The sequence below is a fragment of the Aquimarina aggregata genome, assembly GCF_001632745.1.
Taxonomy (GTDB): domain Bacteria; phylum Bacteroidota; class Bacteroidia; order Flavobacteriales; family Flavobacteriaceae; genus Aquimarina; species Aquimarina aggregata.
In genome coordinates this window covers 60262-82823 of sequence record NZ_LQRT01000005.1, presented here as the reverse complement: position 1 = coordinate 82823, position 22562 = coordinate 60262, and the positions used below count along the sequence as shown (strand labels likewise).

Here is a 22562-nt window from a genome sequence, read left to right as displayed (position 1 = left end):
AAGAGTTTGATGATTTTTGATTAATTTCTCAAAACAATTATGATCAAATAAAATAGACATCTCTATTTTACAGATCTTAACAAATCGCAATATTTTTAATCCAAAAAGGATGACAAATTATCTATAAAATTGAAATTACTACTCCGCCGTTTTATGAATACTATTATAATTTTCGGTTTCAAGGGATCTTTTAATCAAGGCCTCTATATCTAATAAGTGAAATTTAATAATTCCATCATTATATCTTGATGCAGAATTACTTGTCATTGCTTGAATTGTTTTAAGTTCTGCTCTTGCAATGGCACTAATGTCTGATCTTTGTTTCTTATCTTCGAACATTAGTTTTCTTAAAATGGCTACATGCTCTCTTTGCAGGTTTCTACGAAAAACATCTATAGATTTATTTTTTTCTAATTCACTCCAAAGGCCAATACGCAATTCTTTAAACAGACGTACTATCGAATACGCTTGTTTATCATTAAGAGCTTGGTTATCAATCATTCGATTTAGTCGATCTTTGTTCAATAAATTAGTAAGTTGTCTTGTTTGCATACTTCTAATTCTGTCTACAGATCCACTTGGACTTATGTTATTTATTATTTCTTTTTGCAATAACCATTTTGGAGTAGTAAATACATTCTTATTTAAAAACTCCATAGCTTTTATTTGCTGGGATTTATTAAGGTGCGTATAGGTAATACCAGATTGATCCGAGGTTTTAATTTTTTCATATATTCCTCCAATATTCGTTATTACATGTCCGACATATCTTGACCAAACTTGAATTAATTCTGCATATAATTCTTCAAGATCTTCATAACCTTCGCCATTGGCAGTAGTCCATTTTACCAGATTTGGAGCTACTATTTTTAGGTTTGAGAGACCATACGAACTAGCTATAATTGGGTCATCACCTACAGATTCTGTTTGAGAACTGGGGTCATATGAATTTCTACCACCAAAGAGGTATTTTGGATCTCCTGATTTTTCGTTAATCCAGGTGTTTAAAGTTACTTTTTCTTTTTGTGGAGTATCAGTATTGCTAATATATCGGTAGCCCCAGTTTATAGCATAATGGTCATAAGGACCTAACATACGTATCCATCGTACTCCTTTATCTCCAGGTTGTGCTACATAGTTATACCGCGTATAATCCATTATTGTACTTGCCAGACCCCATTTTTGTGTAAAACTAGCCGATCTTAGAGAGTCTGTGGGATACGCAAAACTGGCTTTCATATTATGAGGTAGGCCAAGAGCATGACCTACTTCGTGAGAAATAACTCTTCGGATCATCTCTCCCATTTCACTCTCTGGAGTATCAAGAGAGCGTGCCAGAGGATTTGCGGCACCAGTTTCAAGTAGATATCTATTGCGATACGATTTAAGGTGATTGTGATACCAAATAATGTCACTTTCAATAATTTCTCCTGATCGGGGATCAACTACACTGGGTCCAACAGCATTTCTTGTAGTCGAGGCTACATATCTTACCGTAGAATACCTTGAGTCTTCTGGACTCCAGTCAGGATCTTGTTCTTTTGTTGGTGCATCTTTAGCTAGAATTGCATTTTTAAATCCTGCAGTTTCAAAAGCGGCTTGCCAATCTTCAATACCTTTTTTAAAATAAGGGCGCCATTTTTTTGGAGTCGCAGGGTCTAAGTAATATACAATTGGTTTTTTTGGTTCGACCAGCTCTCCTCGCTGATAAGCTTTAAGGTCTTTAGGAATTAATTTCCATCTAGTAATGTAAGTTTTACGATCGGCCTTAAGAGCTTCAGAACCGTAATCGAATTGATTTATAGTAAACCAGCCAACCCTTTTGTCATATAACCTTGCTCGCATTTGTTTTTTAGGTAATACATACATGGATTGACTCATTTCTAATGAAATAGTTCCTGTTCTCGAATTAGAGGGGGGCTCTGTTGCAGCATAAGTCATATCATGCCTTACTTCGATATTTTTTGGATAACTAGAAATATAATTAATAAAGCTCCTCTTTTTATCTAAGTTTTTTACTTTGTATTGCTTGCGTAACCTTTGAGATAAACCACTAATTGCAGGAACGTCTGTTAAGAACAAATCGTTTATTTTAATTACGGCTGCTGTAGAATCATTGTTAAACGCAGTAATTTTGAATACAGATATAACAGGTTGATAATTATTATCTTTTACTGAATTATAAATAGGTAAACTATCATTCGCAATACTATTATAAGAGACAGATTTAAGATGAATTGTATTTCGCACTCGTGTCCAATGCACAAGTTGTTCATTAGTTTTAGAGCCAGCATTCATGTATCCTCCTCCCAGTTTTGAAGCATTTTTAGAAATACGACTTACCAAAAGCATATCTTGATTAAGTAAGGTAAATGGAATTTCATAATAAAACTTTTCTCCATCTCTATGAACCTTAAAAAGCCCATTATCAGAAATTGTTTTTGTGTTAATTATTTCATTATACTTTTTTATTTCGATGTCTGTCTTATCCTCTTGTTTTTGATTCTTTTCTTTTTGTGCTAAAATGGGTTGTACTGACAAAACACTTAAAAAGAGAATTAAAATATTTTTAATTATTTGATGCATTCTTAGTTTGGTATTATTGATTTATCTAAATGCGTGTCAAGAGAACATTTATATTATTCCTGCGCAAAGTTTTAATCGTAATATTTTTTTAACAGATTCGGTTACCTGTGTTTTATAACCTTCGTTAATTTTGATTTCTTCTAATATTGAATTCATAGTTTTTTTCTCGTCTTGTGGCATCAATATCATATCACAACCTGCTTTTGAGGCAAGTAGAGGTGCATTGTCTAAGATCGTAACGGCTTTCATAATGTTTAAAGCATCAGAAATAACGATGCCGTCAAAGCACATGCCATCTTTTAACAAATCAGTTATAATTCTTCGAGAACAACTAGATGGCAGTCCATTAGTTCCAAAAACATCATTATTTACTACAGTAATATGAGCAATCATAATGGATAGTACACCGTCTGCAATAATTGGGATGTAGTTGTCTACTTCTTGTAAAGGGCCATCTATATAAACGCTTTGTTTATGCGTATCGCCTTTTACTAGACCATGACCAGGAAAATGTTTAGCGGTGGCAATAATGCCTCCTTCTTGAGTGCATTTTATAAAACGATTGGCCAGATTAATAACCGAGTCTTTATTATTACCATAACTGCGGGATTTAATAGCTTCGTTGCTAGGGCTTATATCTAGTACTGGAGCAAAATTATGATGTACACCAATTTCCTTGAGTTCGCGATTGATAATAGTTACTACAGAATCGGATTTTGATTTTGTCTTGATATCTATAGTTTTTCCCACATCTTGGGCACCTTTTATTCTACTTGCAAATAAACTTGGTTCTGCGTCCATACTAAAGATAAGCGGTAAGGTTTTGTTTTTTTTAGAAATCGCATTAAGCTCATCAATTGTTTCTGTATGGGTTTTTTTACTTCCTTTTAGAAAAACGACTCCTCCAATAATGTCATCTTCGGTTAATTTTTTAACTATAGCCTCTGGTTTACCTAATTCGCCAGTGCAGCTAATAATCATCTGCGCTACTTTTTGTTTATCGGTTAGTGCATTAAATATAGAGTCTACAGCACGGTCTAGTTTTGGATTAACAGTATAAAAATCATCCAAATCAAATTTCGAATTTTGAGCATTACATATAGAAAATGGAAGAATAATAAGTAGGAGTAAAACGAAAAAATATTTCATGTTTGGAAAGGTATATAGTATTAACATTGGATTGGAACATTGTTTAATTGTCCCCATTCGCTCCAAGACCCATCATAAACAGACATATTTTTATATCCTGCAAGCGTTGCAGCTAACATAATAATACATGCTGTGATTCCTGATCCGCAAGTAAATATCAGTTTTTTATGTTCAATATTAAAATTCTTAAGTAACTCTTTGAGTTCGTTGGTAGGTAACATTTTGCCATTTTGTAATACAGTGGCATAATATAAATTCATAGAATTAGGGATATGACCACCTTTAAGACTTGCTCTTGGTTCAGGTTCTTTGGCTTCAAACCTCGCGGGCGATCGTGCATCTAATATTAAAGTGTTTTTACTATTTATTTTATCCAAAACGACTGCGGCGTTCGAATTTAAAAGAGGATTATAAGTAGCTGTAAAATCACCTTTATCCCATTGTTGGGCATATGTTTTTTCTAAAGGGTATCCTAAATTGTCCCACTCTGGTAAACCACCATCTAATACAGCAACATTTTTATGTCCCATAGTCATAAACATCCACCATACTCTTGGACTTGAATAAATCCCTAGTCGATCATAGATGATAATAGTGCTATTAGAACTTATACCTAATTCTTGACAAGAAACACTAAAATCTTCTGGAGAAGGAAGTGTATTTGGAATGTCTGTAGTGGTATCAGAAAAAGTCTTTTTAATATCAAAAAACCTTGCGTTTTTAATAGTTGTAATCGTGTCTGAATCTTTTTTTGAAGTCACTTTTGGAATAGTAGCATCCAAGAGAATGAGGTCAGGGTGATTGATATGTTCTGCAAGCCAGGAAACAGAAACAAGTGGTTGTGAGATTTCTAGAATGTTCATTACTTAGGTATTAAGATATAGAAGCCATAAATTTATCTAGCAATGTATTGGTTTGTAGCGTTAGTTTTTTCTTAAAAAATTTAGTTCCACCAAGTAATTTTCCTTTCCAACCAATTGCTTGTGATGCCCAACGGTGTAAGTTAAAGTGATCTGTATGTTTTATAATTTTACCATCTTTAAATTCAAATTTAGCATCGATGATATTATGAACAGGTCTTCCTGTTTTGCTAAATGTATACCATGCTTCCCAATGTGCAGAACCATGTTGGTCATCGCTTTCGATTTTTGAAAATTCTACTTTAAAATTTCTAGCATTTTTACACAGCATACGCCACATAGCTTTTGCTCGATCTCCCTTTAGTTGACCAAAACCAGGGTCTTCAAAAATAACATCTTCATGATAGCAAGAAATCATCTTATCGGCATCAAGTTCACTTAAACCAGTATAAAATGTTTTAATAAGCTCTTTCATAAGTACTAAATTTAAGTGTGAATAATGTATGTTTTTGTGCTTAATCTAATTTATCAGCTAATTTTTTAAACACTTTTTTTGGATTTTTATTCTCATATAAAATATCGTGTACAGCATCAATAATTGGAGTTCTAGCTTCTGCTGTGGCATCTAAATCATATGCTGTCTTTGCAGCATAATATCCCTCTGCAATCATATTCATTTCCATTTGGGCACTTTTTACAGTATACCCTTTACCGATCATATTCCCAAACATGCGATTACGGGAAAAAATAGAATAACCGGTTACCAATAAATCACCTAGATAGGCCGAGTTATTAATATTTCGTTTCATTTTATGTACTTTTTTGATAAAACGTTTCATTTCACGAATTGCGTTACTCATCAAAACACTTTGAAAATTATCTCCATATCCTAATCCATGTGCAATTCCGGCAGCCACAGCATATATATTTTTTAATACAGCAGCATATTCTGTACCTATAATATCATCACTTGTTTTACATTTAATGTAATCACTGCTTAAATGATTTGCCATTATAGTGGCTTTCTGTTCATCATTTGAAGCAATAGTAAGATAGGATAAACGCTCTAAAGCTACTTCTTCTGCATGACAAGGCCCGGTGATAACACCTATATTATTAAAATCAATATTATATGTATCATGAAAATGTTCTCCTACGATAAGGCCAGTCTCCGGAACAATACCCTTGATAGCAGAAAAAATCACTTTGTCTTTTAATGATGCTGTGAGCTTTTGAAGTTCTGTATGCAGAAATGCAGATGGAATCGCAAAAATAAGATAGTCTGCATATTCAACAGCTTCATTAATATCATTTGTAAGTTTAAGCTGATCAATTTTGAATTCTACCGAACTAAGGTAGTTAGGATTGTGTTGTTGTCTTTTTAGGTGTTCTATTGCATAGACGCTGCGCATATACCAACCTACTTCATTTAGGTTTTCGGTAAGCATTTTTACAATAGCGGTAGCCCAACTACCACCACCTAAAACAGCAAATTTTAGCTTTTTTTCCATAGAGAAGATTGTGTAGTCAAAAATAAGTAAAATAGAGCGCAAATTAAAAAACTGATAATCAATTAAATATAAGTTTGGCACGCCTTTTGGTTTTCAGTAAAAGAATATTGAAAAATACACGGCTTATGAAAACTATTAAATTACTTTCGATCATATTTTTAGGCGCTATAGCATTATCTGCATGTACTGCAGAGGTAATAATTGATGATGATAATATTATTGATGAACCTAGAATTAGTTTAAATGCGTTATTAAATTCATATGAAATTTGGTATGTTGATGTAGAACGAACTAAAGGGAATGTCGAAATCCCATTTTTTCAAAAAGCATTTACAGTATCTTTTAAAAATGGTGCGTTTTATGCCAATAATAATTTAGTAGGGCTAGGTAGCAACGGAAACGGTTTTGGGTTAGATGTTGGTTATTATGATACTAACAGAATGGAACTTGAGATAGATCATGATATCGATGGATTTTATCGATTGGTAGTATCACAACTTTCTAATAACGAAATAGAAGTTTATAATCGTTCAACAAATACGAGTTACTATTTAATAGGTTATCAAAGAAATTCGTTTGATTATGATAGAGTGTTTTATGATAATATTCATTATTTCTTACAAGAGTATGAAACATGGGAAAAAGTATACACTAGTGAATTTGGAGCATTAAATGCATTTGACAATGAAAACTATTTAAGGTTCGAATATTTCGGAGCAGGCGATAATTTTAGGAGTTCTGAAGATCAAAACGGAATTCCGATAGATGATATTTACTATGATTATACAGGACATTATGATGTATATGACATTGCAAATATTTTTGATAAGAAAACTTTAACACTTGATTACGATTCTCCGGACAATGAAATCTTTGAATTATCCGTTATCAATGACAGTAAAATACAATTGTTGCACGAACCGTCAGGTACAGTCTATCATTTTAAAGGCTTAGGGCAATTACAATTTAAAAATGCTAAGAACGGAAGCAAATCTGTTCAAAATGATATAAAAAGACTAAAAAAGGCTGATTTTCTTAAGCTTTCAAAATAAAAGTAAGGACAGCACTTTACAGCATTAACTTTTTGGTTGGTTATTTAGTTGGGAATCGCTCTACAAAAGAAATTTTGTTTGAGCGATTTCTTTTTTCTAAATAGAAAACTCTTTATTGATTGAATTTTAAAATTTTCAATGCCAATTCCTTATTTTTATAGCACTTTAAAATAGCATATATGGCAATTCAAAAACCATTCAATCTTAATCAATGGATTGAAGAAAATAGAGAGACGCTTAAACCTCCTGTTGGCAATAAAAACTTATATAAAGATGCAGGAGATTATATCGTAATGGTTGTTGCAGGGCCAAATGCCAGAAAAGATTATCATTATAATGAAACAGAAGAGCTTTTCTATCAATTAGAAGGAACAATCGAGGTACATATACAAGAAGAAGGTGAAAAGAAAACCATGCAATTGGGACCTGGTGATATGTATTTACATCCAGCCAAAGTTCCACATTCTCCCGTGCGACATGAAGGATCAATAGGATTGGTAATAGAGAGAAAACGAGTAGATCTTAATGCAGAAGATGGATTATTATGGTTTTGTGATAATTGTAATGAGAAATTACATGATGTATATTTTAAATTAGAAAATATAGAAAAAGATTTCCTAAAACATTTTAAAGATTTTTATGGAAACAAGACATTAAGAACTTGTAATAATTGCGGCACAGTGATGCCAACAGATAAACGATTTATATCAGAAGAATAGGGTGTCAAATTGATGCTTTCAATTTTATTTTTTTATCGATTTGATTTTTTTAGATGCTTTTTTCTGAAAAATCATTCAATTTTAACTTTAGAATCTATCAAAATTTAATTTATCTGCAAAACGCAGTATCTTTACCTTTTCAAAAAGCATTATAGTATATGGCAACAGCAATAGTAGATTTCGGAATTAAAGAAGCACTTAAAGAACTAGGTGTTTCAGATCATAATAAAGGAACTTCAACGGGAGCAAATTGGTTTTCGTCAAAAGAGACCATTTCATCATTTTCGCCAGTCGATGGTGAATTAATCGGAAATGTAGAAACCACTACTGCCGAAGATTATGAAAAAGTAATTCAAACGGCTACCCAAGCTTTTAAGAGTTGGCGAATTCTTCCGGCTCCGCAACGAGGTGAGATTGTACGACAATTTGGCGAAGAACTTCGTAAACTAAAAGAACCATTGGGTAAGCTAGTATCTTATGAAATGGGGAAATCATATCAAGAAGGATTAGGAGAGGTTCAAGAAATGATCGATATCTGTGATTTTGCTGTTGGATTATCAAGACAACTTCATGGTTTAACAATGCACTCTGAGCGTCCGGGCCATAGAATGTATGAACAATATCATCCTTTAGGAATCGTAGGAATTATATCTGCATTTAATTTTCCTGTGGCTGTTTGGGCCTGGAACACCGCTTTGGCATGGATTTGCGGAGACGTTTGTGTTTGGAAACCAAGTGAAAAAACACCGCTTTGTGGAGTGGCTTGTCAAAACATTATTACCAAGGTTTTAAAAGATAATAATTTACCAGAAGGAATCTCTTGTTTAATCAATGGAGATTATAAAGTAGGAGAGATGATGACCACAGATAAACGTGTTCCATTGATCTCTGCAACTGGATCTACAAGAATGGGTAAAATTGTAGGTGCAACAGTAGGTGAACGTCTTGGAAAATCACTTTTAGAACTAGGAGGTAATAATGCCATTATTGTTACTCCAGATGCCGACATAAAGATGACTGTTATCGGTGCTGTTTTTGGAGCTGTAGGAACCGCTGGTCAACGATGCACTTCTACTCGTAGATTGATTATTCACGAGTCAATTTATGATAAAGTAAAGAATGCTGTTGTGGATGCTTATGGGCAATTAAGAATAGGAAACCCTTTAGATGAAAATAATCACGTAGGTCCGCTTATTGATACAGATGCGGTAAAAGGATATCAAAATGCATTAGAAAAAGTAGTAGAAGAAGGCGGAACTATTGTTGTAGAAGGAGCAGTGTTATCTGGTGAAGGGTATGAAAGTGGATGTTATGTAAAACCGGCAATTGCAGAGGCCGATAATTCATTCAAAATTGTACAACATGAGACATTTGCGCCTGTGCTTTATCTTTTAAAATATAGTGGCGATATAGAAGATGCAATTGATGTGCAAAATGGAGTGGCTCAAGGATTATCATCAGCCGTTATGACAAATAACTTAAGAGAAGCAGAGCGATTCTTGTCACATGCTGGATCAGACTGTGGTATTGCCAATGTTAACATAGGTACATCAGGAGCAGAAATTGGTGGTGCCTTTGGTGGAGAAAAAGAAACCGGTGGTGGTCGTGAATCTGGATCAGATGCCTGGAAAGTATATATGCGCCGTCAAACGAATACCATAAATTATACAACAGAGTTGCCTTTGGCACAAGGGATCAAATTCGATTTGTAACATAAAATAAGTTTAAAACAAAAAAAGCATCTTGATCAATCAAGATGCTTTTTTTGTTCACTTCTTTGGATTGCGTAACTTTCTACAAACAAACATCGATATGATGAAAAGAAGAGAATTTGCGAAAAAAATAGGAGTGAGCGCAAGCTTTGCAAGTCTTTCAGGAATATATGCCTGCAATACTGAAACTACCACTAAATTAGAAAATGAAAAAGAATGCCCTTCAATATTTAAAGTAACTCCCGAATTGTCTAAACAGATGTACGATCGAGCGATAGAAATTACAAAATCAAAAGTACGAGGCGGAGATACCGAAGCATTTTTTAAAAAACCTTTTATAGATGCTGCTTTTTCCAAAAACATTTTTCTTTGGGATACGTGTTTTATGGTTTGTTTTGCTAAATATCATCTTGATGAACTTCCAGTTTTTCAGGCTTTAGATAACTTTTATGATCAGATGGATGATGATGGATTTATTTGTCGAGAATATCGTCATAACGGACAACCTCTTTGGCCAAAAGACCACCCTGTTTCTATAAACCCACCTTTATTGGCATTTGCAGAATTAGAACTATTCTCTGTTACAAAGGATAAAGAACGGTTAAAAAAAGTGTACCCTAGTTTAAAAAAGAATTTTGAGTTTTTGATTAAAAATTATCAGGCAGAAGATGGTCTTTTTTATGCAGACACGTTAGGAATGGGTATGGATAACATACAGCGATATCCGAATGGATGGAATAATGAAGGTAAGGGGATTTCGCATCATGAGCTTGGTGAAAAATTAGGAAAAATGGGCGTTTCTGGAGAAGAATGGTTAAGTACCTTCATCCTAGAGTATCAAAAGACTCTACAAGGTGTTTGGAATGTACAAGGAAGATTAGTTGATTTTTCTTGTCAAATGGCAATGTTAGCCGATCAGCTAAAGACTATTGCTAGCTTAATAAATGTTTCAGAGGATAGCAAAGCGTACACCTCAATTCATAATACCATAACAGTAGCAGTTAATAAGTGCTGTTGGAATGAAGAGGACGGAATGTATTATGACCTTGGGTTTGGTAAACAAATAAAGCGTAAACATATTGGTATGTATTGGGCTTTATTAGGAAAAGTTGTTCCTGATAATAGAATAGAAAAATTTATCTCCCATCTCGAAAACCCAAAAGAATTTGGTCGCCGAACACCATTGCCTGCACTTTCTGCAGACGAACCAGAGTATAAAGGGTGGGGAGATTATTGGCGCGGTGGGGTATGGGCTCCAACATCATATATGGTGCTTAAAGGTTTAACAAAATACGGCCATCATGATTTGGCAAAGCGACTTGCTACTAAAACGTATTCTAGGGTAGCAGAAGTTTTCGCAATGACGCATACATTTTGGGAAAATTATTCACCAGATTTAGTATCTTATGGTATGCCAGCTAAAAAAGATTTTTGTGGTTGGACGGCTTTGATTCCTGTTGCGATATATCATGAATACCTTAGCTAATTAGTAAACAAACGCAACCACATTAAGTTTATAGCATCTTTATAACATAAACAAAAATTATAAGAGAGATGAATAAGTTTTTTTTGATTGGTCTATTATGTATAACAATAGCATGCGGAAACGATGATGATGGTACAGATAATCCAATCTTTTGCACACTAGATGTTAAATCAGGATTAGTAGTGCAAGTAAAGGATGGTATTGGAGGATCACCTCTTATTGATGGGGTAGAAGTTATTGCAACAGAAAATGAATATAGAGAAACGTTATTGAATAATGGAATCGATATTTTTTATGGAGCACAAGAACGTATAGGAACATATGTTATAACCGTTAGTAAAGAAGGATATGGTACAATGACCACAGAACCTATTGTAGTGACAAAAGATGCTTGTCATGTGATTACTCAAAACCTAGAGGTAATTTTAGAAAAAAGTAATTAAAATTAACATTTTAATCATTTGTTCATCTTAATACATTCTTTACCCTGTATAGATTAAAGTAGTTGATTACCGTAAACTTAGGTCTTTTAAAACCTTGTAAAAAATACTCTAAAACCCCAGTAATTGCTAAATAACACGGCATATACAACCGTAATATTTTAAGTTTTTGTTACAGAAAAACCAATAATTTGCTAAAATTCCTTAAATTTTAAGAAAAAAATCAAATTTTTTGAGTTAGATTTGCGAATTACTCACAAATCAGCTTTAAAAATGAAAACATCATTATGTTATCTCAAACGTTCTGTTTGGGGAGTAGCTATGTTGGGGGCTATTACTTTCACAAATGCCCAACAATCAGGTCAAATAAATGGTAAACAAGTTTACCGTGATATCAATCAACTTTATAACGGTCATACAAAGACATCTAAGTCTAAAACGTGGTTTAAAGTTGGTGATAATGCAATAGACAGAGCCAATCATGATTTTGAAAGACTTAAGGATCCTTCAACAGGTAAGATTCCAGAAGGGATTGTAAAATTTGAAAGAGATTTCTCTAGTAAAATTGCTATTAGCGACGATTCAAAAAAATCATTAGCTACTGCAGCAAAATCTTCTAAAGCGGGTCGTTTTGAATTTTGGAAAAATAGAGGGCCTTGGAATGTAGGAGGAAGAACAAGAGCATTAGCTATTGATCGTAGAAACGAAAATGTTATCCTAGCAGGAGGTGTTTCTGGAGGTCTATGGCGTTCTGAAAACGGAGGAGAATCTTGGAGAAAAGTAACTAGATCTTTTCAAAACCCTAGTATTACGGCTATTATTCAAGACCCAAGACCAGGTCGTAGTTTTACTTGGTATTATGCATCAGGAGAACGTCAAGGAAACTCTGCTGGAGCAGGAGGTGCCTTTTACCAAGGATCGGGGATATACAAATCTCAAGATGGTGGTCGTACCTGGGAACAATTAAGAGGTTCTGATGATAATGACCCAAGAGCTTTTGGTCCTTTAGATTTGATCAACTCTATCGCTATTGATCCTACTACAGGAGACCTTTATGTAGGAACAATAACTGGTGTTCAGAGATCTCAAGATGGAGGAAATACGTTTACAGAAGTATTATCAGGTGGATTTGATACTTTAGCAGAAGTTACTATTTCTTCTACAGGTCAGATATATGCAACTATGGATTCTGGTAGTGCCCCAAATAATGGTTATTTCACATCTGCAGATGGAGATACATGGACAGAAATTACTCCGGATTTTTTACCTGAAGCTTATGGTAGATCAGTTATGGGAATAGACCCATCAAACGAGGATGTTGTATATTTCTTTACAGCAAATCAAACTGATGGTATTGCTGCAGATGCTTTTTTACATAGATATAATGCTTCAGCTGAAGAAGAAGAACGTTGGACAGATCTTACGGCAAACCTTCCTGGAGATATTGGTTCAAGAGGTGGAACTTTTAATATCCAAGGAGGATATGATATGGTAGTTAAAGTAAGTCCTTCAGATTCTAATTTAGTATTTGTAGCAGGAACCAACTTATACAGATCTACAACTGGATTTACAACTCCTGCTGGAGCAGGAGACTGGATAGCAGGATATAGTTCTGCAACACCAAATGCTTTTAATTTATATACCGATAATCACCCTGATCAACACGCTTTGGTATTTTACCCATCAAACCCAAATAGAGTTTTAACTGGTCATGATGGTGGAGTATCGGTGACTGAAGATATTACTGCAGCTAATGAAGGAGAACCTGTAACATGGACCTCTTTAAGTAATGGATATCTAACAACACAACCATATCACGTATCTTTTGATCCAGAAGCAAATAGTGATGATTTATTAGCAGGTTTCCAAGATAATAGTACTTGGTATACAAATTCAACAGATCCTAGAGCAGACTGGGTAGACCTTTTTGGAGGTGATGGTGCATATAGCGCAATTGCTGATGGTGGTAGAACAAGATATGTGTCTTCTCAAAGAGGAAACATAGTACGTTTTAACTATAATGAAGCTGGTGAAGAAGAAGCATTTACATCAATTACACCAGCAGGTGCAGCAGGGTTTGCATTTATTGCTCCGTTTGTATTAGATCCAAATAATGACAACATTATGTATTTGCCTGCAGGTAACAGAATATGGAGAAATAATGATTTAGATGGTGTGCCATTGTTTAATAATTCAAACGCTACGGTAAATTGGGTTAATGTAACTACATCAGCAGTTCCTGCTGGTACTGTAACGTCTTTAGATGTATCTAAATTTCCTGTAGCAAACAGATTGTATTATGGTACAAGTGCAGGTACAGTTTTTAGAATGGATAATGCTAATGTGGACGGTCAGGAAGCAATAGATCTTACTACAGGTAAAGGTTTGCCAGAAGGCGCTTTTGTAAATGATATAAACGTAGACCCATCAAACTCTGATAGAGTAATTATTACTTTTTCAAATTACAGAGTTCAAAGTTTATTTATAACCGAAGATGGAGGAGAAACTTGGACAAATATTAGTGGTAATTTAGAAGAAAATGCTGATGGATCTGGAAATGGACCTTCTGTAAGAAGTACAGCATTTTTAGGAGGAAGCCAAGGTTTCTTTGGAGCAAGATTACAAAGAGTTTTTGCTGCTACAAGTACAGGACTTTATACTACAAACCGATTAAATGGTACTAATACTGTTTGGAGAAAAGAAAACGTAGTTATTGGTACTGCAGTGACCGATGAGGTTGTGACACGTAAAGATGGTTTTATTGCAGTTGCCGCTCATGGTAGTGGATTATTTAGTGCAAGGTTTCCTATTTTTAATGAATTACCGGAAGCTAGCTTAAGCGTTGCTTATTTATTAGATGATATTACTATAGATATTGAAAATCCGGGAACTCCAGATGCAACTATACCTGAAGAAAGAGAAATAGATGTAACAGATTTATTTGTGCAATCTAACGGAAACGCTATAGATATTGCCTTTGAAAATTCTAATCCTGATGTGGTAACAGCTACGTTAGAAGGAAATACAATTAAACTAGTTTTTCAAGCTGGATTAGATGCTGGAGATGAAGCTACGATATCATTAGTGGCTACTTCTGGAGAAGAGCAAGTATCAGAAGGATTTACAATTAGAATTTCTGAAAGACCAGTTTATCAGCAGAATGGAGCACAAACAAGTGCAATAATATCGCAAAATAATGCTCTTGGCGTTCCTGGAGCAATCGTACAGGTAGCTGATGATTTTGTAGTGCCAGAAGGAACTACATGGTCGATTGAAAGAATTCTTGGATTTGGAACAGCAAGTGGTGGCCCTAGATTAGACAATGCTACCGTAGTTATTTATACTAATGAAAATGGTATACCAGGAGAAGAAATATTTAATAGTGGTGAATTAACTCCTATCTCTCAACCAGATGATACCAATATTAATCTTTTATTGCCTGAAGCTGTTTCATTAGAAAACGGAACGTATTGGATATCTATTTACGCTAATATTGCTACTGGTAGATGGAATTGGGCTGCTCAAGCATCGGGTATTAATGTAGAGTCACACTTAAGAGATGCGCAAGATGTATTCGGAGCAGGGGCTACTGATTGGGTTTCATTATCGTTATTTGGTATTGACGTTGATCAAATATTTGATATATATGGTAAAATATCTAATGGTAATCAAGATGGTGGATCTGAAGTTGCACCTCTTATAGGATTAGATGCAGAAAAGGCTATTTCAGTTTCGCCAAATCCTTCAACAGATAGATTTAATTTCAATTTAAGTAATCTTAAGGCTCAAGAAAAAGTTTCTATAGCTGTTTATAATATTACTGGTAATTTAGTATTTCAGAGATCCAATTTAAATTCACAATTTGAATGGGACGCTTCTGCTATGACACGTGGATTCTATTTTGTTAGAATTTCTGGAGATGCAGGAGTTAAGGGTATGTTTAAATTACTTAAGAATTAGTAAATAAATTATAATACTGTAAAAAGGAGTTGAAATTTCAACTCCTTTTTTTATTTTTATAGTATGAATAAAGTAATGTGCATATTGGTATTAATAGCTTTGTTTTCTTGTAAATCAACTAGTGTCGCACAAGAAAAACAGATAGAGAAAACGAATAAACCAAAAATAGAAAAGCCTGGTTTTGGAGATCCTAGAGACAATGAAATAACAAGTTTTGAGCCATATTTGCAGGATCAAATAGCACCAGGTACGATTCATTTTACAGCAGTCATTCAGGAAATGAACAAAGATATAAGTGTTTGTGGAACACAATATAAAGCCGCTGTTTTAGTAAATGTAAAGAAGGTTAAAGGCTCTGGGTCTGGTATTGTAAATGCTCTTTCTTCTGGTCAAAAAACGACTTTAGTATATCCTAATGCCAATGTCAAAAAGATTGATGAATTAAAACAAAAGTTCACTAAGAATCAAGAAGTAATGGCGGTTGTTAAAGAAAGTTTATGTCCCGACATGTCAAAAACTGTTTATGAGATCTTAAAATTAAGTAATAAATAGTTGCATTTATTTAGATAGCATAACCAGAACAAGTATTATCATAATGATAAATAGTACAAAGAAGAATATCTTCCAGAAAGAATAAGGTCTGTTTCCTGATATACTACCAGTTTGCCCATTCACAAAGAAATTATACTTTTTACCATTATACTGGTATGCACTAATGTAAACAGGTAACAAAATGTGTTTAAAGGTTTCTTCACTCAAACTCATATCAACACTGTTTACTCGTTGTGTATCCCCGCCAATATCTCTTTTTGCCCAAGTGATTGCTATTTTTTCTGCTTCTTTGGTAGAGGATAAATGACCGTCTTTTAACGGAATAGTATATTTTTCTGTAACAAATCCCGATAAGAAACTAGTATTAAATGCTTCAAGGGCATTAAGGTTCCAATTTGAAATTTTTTGGGGGATTGCATTTTTTCTTTGATGAGAGGCTTTAATCAATGTGTCATCGACAAAACCATTTACGTTTCCACGAGTGGGTGTCCATCTTGTTCTGCGCTCTTGTCTCGTTCTTTGTACAGTTTTTCCATTTACTTTAGTGGTATACGGAACGCTTACATAATAATAATCTCCTCGTTGCCCTGTATAAGATGCGTATAATTGCGCATCAAAAGTCCAGTAGGGCAAATACAGTCCTTTTGTTTTTTGAGGATCTAATGCAGCCTTTTTAAGGTTATTTGGTGCAAACCATAATCCCTTTACCCATTTAGAAAATATTTGATGCGATTTTTTTTGATCGAACTGAAAAGGAAGTACAGCTCCTGGTAAAATCCAATCTTCTTTGTAAGCATCTTCGATAATTAAAGGCATAGTACAATAAACACAATGCAATGACTTATAATTCTCTTCGATATGCTGATTTGCACCACAGTTTTTGCAATGTAGCATCATAATCTCTTCAGAGTGTGACTGGGAACCCATCTCATCGAGATAAGGTATAAGGTCTAATTCTTGTAACCCATCTTGATGCTGAACGATAGTTTCTTCGTGGCCACAGTACTCGCAAGTAATTTGCGTGGTACCTGGCTTATATTTTAATTCTGCACCACAATTGACACAGGATTTCTTTCGCTCTGAAACGACTTTGTTTGCTTCTTCTTCCATATGGCTGTTATTCTTGACCTTTATATCGCTAGGATAAATTTTAGGTAAGAATCTTCATGAATATATCAATAAAATTAGGCACCTGGTAATGGTGGGGGTGTGTTTCCGCCAAGAAATGATTTTAATTCTTCGATATCTTTTAATGCAGTCCAATTGGCCATTCCTTGTTTCCAGATTAGAGAATCTTTGTTAATGGTTCTGTTGGCAAAAAGGACTTTTAACTGATCCATGGTTACGGGTCCAGCTTGTTGACCATTACTAGCATAAAAATACTGTACTTGTATTGGCATTGGCGGTGGTGTAACAGGAACATTTTGTTGTGGCACAGCAGCATTTTGTTGTCCGGTCATTGGATTCATCATACCTCCCATTTGTTGAGCGAGTACAAATCCCATTCCCATTCCCATTCCTGCGCCAGCAGTACCTCCTTCATTTGCAGCTGCCGCCTCTATAGCTTTTGCTGTTTTGAATTTGGTTAACTTATCAAGATCTAGTTTGTCGATTCGGCTGTATTCAAAAATCTCTTTTTTCAATTCTTCTGGCATAGATACATTTTCTATGTAGAATTTTTCAAGAGATATTCCTACCGAATTAAATTCTGGTTGCATAACATCCTGACAAGTCTCGGATAATTCTGTAGTATTAGCGGCATATAGCTCTATAGGTAAATTTGCTTCACCGATAGTGTCTGTAAAACGAGTTGAGATTAAACTTTTAAGATGCTCGTTAATTTCAAAATTGGTAAAATTAGCATCAGTACCCACAATGTCTACGATAAATTTACCGGCGTCATTAATTTTAAAGGCATAAGTACCAAAAGCTCTAATTTCTACTAATCCAAAACGATCATCATTTAATGTGATTGGGTTTTTTGTTCCCCATTTTTCGTCTGTGAATAAATGAGTATTCACAAAATATACTTCTGCCTTAAATGGACTGTTAAATCCGTATTTCCAACCTTTCAAGGTTGCTAAAATGGGTAAATTTTGAGTGTTTAAGGTATAAGTGCCAGGCTTAAAAACATCAGCCAATTGTCCTTCATTAATAAAAACAGCTGTCTGTCCTTCTCTAACAATAAGTTGCGCTCCGTTTTTTATTTCATTTTGATAGCGTTCAAACCGATGTACAATGGTATCATCTGTATAATCTAACCATTCTATTATATCTATAAATTCGTGGCTAAGCTTTTCCTTTATCTTGTCAAAAATTCCCATTGATGAATAAGTTTTAAAATTGGTGTCCTAAATCTACAAAATTGTGGGGTTGAAGAAAAATTAATTTTACATTTATAGAAAAGAAGGGAGTAATAGTGGGTAGATATAAAAACTTCGAAGGATAAAGATCCTCCGAAGTGCTTAATGATCGTTTGTATTGATCTAATGGTTGAATTTGTGAGGGGTAGAATCAGAAACAACTTTTTCTGGTAATTAATTTTATGTTTTGTATTAATAATTTGTGAACAATAAATACCCTCCAAAACGATGCCCCGCTTGTCCTGTAGCACTCACTGTAGTCTTTCTGTAACGCTTTGATAGATATCCTTTACTCCAGAATCTAGCAGTATTTGGAGCAATATTAACGGTGTGACGATGTTTGTAATTATTGAATGCATTTTTGTAATATGTTCTGGCCTTTAATGTTTTGTTATTGCTACAATTCGAAAGCCACAGTTTTACTTCTTTGCATTTATTACCACCACTTTTCCAGGAACTATAGATAGTAGTGCCATTGCCACCTGCAAGATAGTTTTTATAAGTACGATAATATTGACCAAAAGCATCTGTACTATAGTAGCCCGGAGACCCTGAACAATGAGCAGGATTAGCTGGAGCCTTAAGATCTGATAAGGATAGTTTAGCGTTTATTTTTGTGATATGTTTTTGGTTTGTACCTCTTTTTAAAGCTTCACTCTTGAGTTTTTGATTGTCTTCTAGAAGAACAAGGTCTTCAGGAACCAATACATTGTCATTAGTTAGTGCTAAAAATTTCCCCAAAATGCTTAAGTTTTCTAAATCTCCCAATCCTTTAAATGTATCAGGATGACCTGTTGCTTCAAATATTACTCCATCTTCTTCGCTTTTAAAAGTAATTTCTACATCATTAGAAAATTCAATAGTGGCTAAAGTTTTTGGCTGTAATGCAATGTCTTCTGTTTCTATTTCTGCATTATTTTCAGGAATAGACTCGTCTTCTTTTGAGCATGAGAAACATAATAGTAATGTGGCAATCATAATCATGCTTATGCTTGATTTTATTTTGAATAGTTTTTTCATTTTTGGTCTCTTTTAAGATTAGTGTGTTATTGTTTTTAAAATTTAATGATCTGTGCACGAGGCAAATGTAATTAGTTTATATGCTTGTAAACAAGTGGTGTATATCGAAATTCACGGAAATCAGTATCCAGATTCACGGAAATTCAATATCAATATTTAAGAATAGTTATTGTTGAAAAGTAGGTTTTTTCTGATAGTGATATGGGGTGTTTTATGAAGTGTTTTTTTTATTCTAGATAGTACCTTTGTACTACCTGCAATTAGATTATTTTAACCAATAATTGATGCTTTTGAAACCAAAAAAAACATACTTCTTTTATGAATCATGTAGTTTAACACTACTATGTATATATATTCTTTTCGGAATACAGTTTAGTATTGGTCAGGAACAAGATTTTAAAGTTCCTGATTCTCTAAAAAAACAGAGTTATGATGAGTTGTACGCTTCATATAGAAATGTGAATCGAGATACGATACAATCAAAATTATATTTATCAGCATATTTAGAAAAAGCAATCAAAGACAAGGATACTATAAAAATGGCAATGGCATATAGTTCTATATCCTGCTATATTTCTGAAGAATCAGAAAAAATTGCTTTGTTAGATGAGGCTATAGCAATTAGTGAAGGATTAAATGATGATAAATACCCCATTAAATCTTATTCTTTTAAAGGGGGATATTATTTAAAGAAAGGTCAGTATCAATTAGCATTAGATAATTATATAAAGGCATTAAAACTATCTGAAGAAGTACATAACGAACCGTATATTGAAATTACAAAACATAATATAGCATGTATTAAAACAAAAATAGCTAAGCATAAAGAAGCACTTATATTATTTAAAGCAAATTTTGAATACAAGAAAAAGAAATATCCTAAAAATGATACTTATGTTTTGAAATCTCTAATCCCTATGGCAGAGTCATATAGGTACAATAAAATGTTGGATTCTGCTACTATATATAATAGAGACGGAATACGGTTATCGATAAGAAATAGAAAACTACGTAGTAGATATTATGGAAAACTTGTCCTAAATGAGGGAATCAACCTATTCTATAAAGAACAATATGAGAGTTCTTATGATAGCATAGCTAAGGGTATTTCTTTATTACATAACAGTTCTGCAGCAAATCAAGAAAGTTATATACTTGGTTTTTTTTACTTAGGGAAATTAAAATTAGAGCAAAAGGATACGTTATTAGCTCAAAAAGAATTCATTAAAATGGATTCTATTATTCAAAGAGAAGAAATTGCATTGTTAGAAACTAGAAAAGGGTATGAGTTTTTGATAAGTTTGAATAAAGCAAACAATAATACAGAACAAGAGTTAGTATATGTTAATCGCTTATTAAGTTTTGACAAAATTCTAAATCAACAAAGAGATTCAATTTCTAATAAGTTGTTTAAAGAGTTTGATACTCCAATGCTATTAAAAGATAAAGAGTCATTGATATTAGAGTTAAAAAATAGTGCAAGAGGTATGATTTTTCTGATTAGCTTTTTAATAATTCTCTCTATTATAATTGGTGTCTTTATGTATTATCAGTATAAAAATAAGAAGGAGTATAAGGAAAAATTTAATGAGTTAGTAAATAAGAATAAAAGTATACATAAGACACAAAAAAAATCTCTTGATGAAATTGGAATAGCAGAAGAGGTGGTTGAACATATTCTAAACAGCCTAGAAGTATTTGAGCAAAAAAATCAATTTTTAAAGAAAAACCTTAGTATTGGTTCTTTGGCTAAAAAGATGAATACAAATACAAAGTATTTGTCAAAGATAATTAACCATCATAAAGATAAGAGTTTCACTCATTATATAAATGAATTGCGAGTAGAGTATAGTGTAGAGCAATTGCAAGAAAGCGAAAAACTTAAAAACTATACTATTCAAGGAATTGCTGAAGAAATGGGATTTAATAGTGCAGAATCTTTTTCATCAGCTTTTAAAAGAAGCACAGGAATTAAACCATCTTACTTTTTGCAAAAACTTTGCGCATTAAATGCAGAGTAATTTATCGAAATTCATGAATTTCTTGATAGCAGTGGATGTTATAGTGCTGATTTTTTGACTCTTAAGCTATATTTGTTTGTCAATAGTATAATGGAAAAAATGTAAAAACTCAGATTATGAAAAATTCAAAAACAAAAAAACTAAGTCTCCAAAAACTTAAAATTGCAAAACTTGATAATATAAATACTGTGCATGGGGGTAGTATTATTATCACAGTGCCAATACCTCCTGTTGAAAGTGATATTGAAAGAGAATGTCCAGGAGACACCAAAGGTATGGGATGTCAAAGTATGATACGTTGTGTTATTTTAGGGAGATAATCATTTCGTCATTTAAAAAGGGTCATTTTGGAGCATAGAGAGAAAAAAACTTAATTCCTTCCGCTTTCATTAGGATATAGTTTATAAGCTGGCTCACTTTGCCAAAATTCTTTAGTGTGTACATCCAAAATAGTAAGAGGGCCTTTAAAAGCTGCTCCGGTATCAATGTTCCAAACACAAGTGGCATTTACCGGAGTAGTTTTATTAATTCTAGTTACCGGTGTGTGCCCAATATAGATTTCATTAAATAAACGCAATCTTTGTGGGTAGAGCATATCACTTTTTTTAAGATTGGGATCTATTGCAAGTGCTGTTTCCCAAAGTGTTCTGTCCCAATAAAACAACTTGCTAAAATATTCACGATCCGGACCATGTAGGTTTGTAAAACCGGCGTGTAAAAATAGGCGGTTGCTATCATCTACATAATAATTAACCAGTTCTTGGTAAAATTGAAGATGGGTATTAATTTCTTCAGAGGATAATTTTGCGTAGGAATCCATAGTCGCTTGACCACCATGTTTTATCCAATCCAGATTGTATGTGGTCTTAGTAAGCCATTCATAACACAGTTCATCATGATTGCCTCTAATAAAAATACAGTTATGAGTTTTTTTTAAGGTGATCAAAAAGGATATTAATGCAGCACTATCACTCCAACCATCGACATAATCACCTAAAAAAATCAAGGTGTCTTCTTGTGTTATTTTTGCCTTGCTAAATACTTGTTGTAATGCTTTTAATGCACCATGTATATCTCCTATGACTAGCGTTCTGCCCATTTTAATAATTGATTGTTGTTGGTTTGGTTTTA

General features: G+C 33.6%; 18 protein-coding genes. 9 read left to right on the top strand and 9 right to left on the bottom strand.

The genetic code is table 11. The features are described 5' to 3' along the window. Positions 1-138: 138 nt before the first annotated feature. The 5 genes from AWE51_RS08450 to AWE51_RS08430 are packed head-to-tail and all read right to left on the bottom strand — an operon-like array spanning position 139 to position 6106. Positions 139-2586 carry a zinc-dependent metalloprotease gene (locus tag AWE51_RS08450; RefSeq protein WP_066312169.1) on the bottom strand — a complete coding sequence of 816 codons (2448 nt, stop codon included), beginning with the start codon at positions 2584-2586 and terminating at the stop codon, positions 139-141. Between the two features lie 48 nt (positions 2587-2634). Next, on the bottom strand, positions 2635-3735 hold the full coding sequence (locus tag AWE51_RS08445; RefSeq protein ID WP_157766046.1) for a glycoside hydrolase family 3 N-terminal domain-containing protein: 1101 nt from the start codon (positions 3733-3735) through the stop codon (positions 2635-2637). Positions 3736-3755: 20 nt separating this feature from the next. Beyond that, positions 3756-4598 carry a sulfurtransferase gene (locus AWE51_RS08440; protein ID WP_066312165.1) on the bottom strand — a complete coding sequence of 281 codons (843 nt, stop codon included), beginning with the start codon at positions 4596-4598 and terminating at the stop codon, positions 3756-3758. Positions 4599-4608: 10 nt separating this feature from the next. After that, on the bottom strand, positions 4609-5070 hold the full coding sequence (locus AWE51_RS08435; protein ID WP_066312163.1) for a nuclear transport factor 2 family protein: 462 nt from the start codon (positions 5068-5070) through the stop codon (positions 4609-4611). Between the two features lie 40 nt (positions 5071-5110). After that, positions 5111-6106 carry an NAD(P)H-dependent glycerol-3-phosphate dehydrogenase gene (locus AWE51_RS08430; RefSeq protein ID WP_066312162.1) on the bottom strand — a complete coding sequence of 332 codons (996 nt, stop codon included), beginning with the start codon at positions 6104-6106 and terminating at the stop codon, positions 5111-5113. A gap of 125 nt (positions 6107-6231) precedes the next feature. On the opposite strand from AWE51_RS08430, the gene AWE51_RS08425 reads away from it, so the two are divergent. The 7 genes from AWE51_RS08425 (at position 6232) to AWE51_RS08395 (ending at position 16027) form a co-directional block, all read left to right on the top strand. Next, complete coding sequence (locus AWE51_RS08425) at positions 6232-7158, top strand: nicotinic acid mononucleotide adenyltransferase (RefSeq protein ID WP_066312161.1); 927 nt, start codon at positions 6232-6234, stop codon at positions 7156-7158. A 179-nt stretch (positions 7159-7337) separates the two neighbouring features. Next, positions 7338-7877 (top strand): 3-hydroxyanthranilate 3,4-dioxygenase, encoded by a 540-nt coding sequence (locus tag AWE51_RS08420; protein WP_066312160.1) that lies wholly within the window; start codon positions 7338-7340, stop codon positions 7875-7877. Positions 7878-8035: 158 nt separating this feature from the next. Continuing rightward, entirely contained in the window at positions 8036-9589 is a 1554-nt protein-coding gene (gene amaB, locus AWE51_RS08415) for an L-piperidine-6-carboxylate dehydrogenase (RefSeq protein WP_066312158.1), read from the top strand. A gap of 100 nt (positions 9590-9689) precedes the next feature. Then, positions 9690-11075, top strand: coding sequence for an MGH1-like glycoside hydrolase domain-containing protein (locus AWE51_RS08410; protein ID WP_157766045.1), 1386 nt, complete (start codon positions 9690-9692; stop codon positions 11073-11075). A gap of 68 nt (positions 11076-11143) precedes the next feature. Next, positions 11144-11518 carry a hypothetical protein gene (locus AWE51_RS08405; RefSeq protein WP_066312155.1) on the top strand — a complete coding sequence of 125 codons (375 nt, stop codon included), beginning with the start codon at positions 11144-11146 and terminating at the stop codon, positions 11516-11518. Positions 11519-11788: 270 nt separating this feature from the next. Further along, positions 11789-15475 (top strand): T9SS type A sorting domain-containing protein, encoded by a 3687-nt coding sequence (locus tag AWE51_RS08400; protein WP_066312153.1) that lies wholly within the window; start codon positions 11789-11791, stop codon positions 15473-15475. A 63-nt stretch (positions 15476-15538) separates the two neighbouring features. Then, complete coding sequence (locus AWE51_RS08395; protein ID WP_066312151.1) at positions 15539-16027, top strand: hypothetical protein; 489 nt, start codon at positions 15539-15541, stop codon at positions 16025-16027. Between the two features lie 6 nt (positions 16028-16033). Here AWE51_RS08395 and AWE51_RS08390 read toward each other — a convergent pair whose 3' ends face one another. The 3 genes from AWE51_RS08390 to AWE51_RS08380 all read right to left on the bottom strand — a co-directional run bounded on the left by AWE51_RS08390 (position 16034) and on the right by AWE51_RS08380 (position 19410). After that, positions 16034-17137 carry a DNA helicase PriA gene (locus AWE51_RS08390; protein WP_066312149.1) on the bottom strand — a complete coding sequence of 368 codons (1104 nt, stop codon included), beginning with the start codon at positions 17135-17137 and terminating at the stop codon, positions 16034-16036. A 74-nt stretch (positions 17138-17211) separates the two neighbouring features. Continuing rightward, positions 17212-18351: an SPFH domain-containing protein gene (locus AWE51_RS08385; protein WP_066312147.1), complete on the bottom strand. Its 1140-nt coding sequence runs from the start codon at positions 18349-18351 to the stop codon at positions 17212-17214. 231 nt (positions 18352-18582) lie between these two features. Next, positions 18583-19410 (bottom strand): hypothetical protein, encoded by an 828-nt coding sequence (locus AWE51_RS08380; protein WP_157766044.1) that lies wholly within the window; start codon positions 19408-19410, stop codon positions 18583-18585. Between the two features lie 290 nt (positions 19411-19700). Here AWE51_RS08380 and AWE51_RS08375 point away from each other — a divergent pair, with 290 nt between their 5' ends. Continuing rightward, a complete protein-coding gene (locus AWE51_RS08375; RefSeq protein ID WP_232517365.1) occupies positions 19701-21431 on the top strand; it encodes an AraC family transcriptional regulator in 1731 nt (576 codons plus the stop codon). 116 nt (positions 21432-21547) lie between these two features. Then, complete coding sequence (locus tag AWE51_RS08370; protein ID WP_066312137.1) at positions 21548-21751, top strand: hypothetical protein; 204 nt, start codon at positions 21548-21550, stop codon at positions 21749-21751. 50 nt (positions 21752-21801) lie between these two features. Here the strand turns inward: AWE51_RS08370 and AWE51_RS08365 are convergent, their stop codons facing one another. Next, a complete protein-coding gene (locus AWE51_RS08365; RefSeq protein WP_066312132.1) occupies positions 21802-22530 on the bottom strand; it encodes a metallophosphoesterase family protein in 729 nt (242 codons plus the stop codon). Positions 22531-22562: the final 32 nt, after the last annotated feature.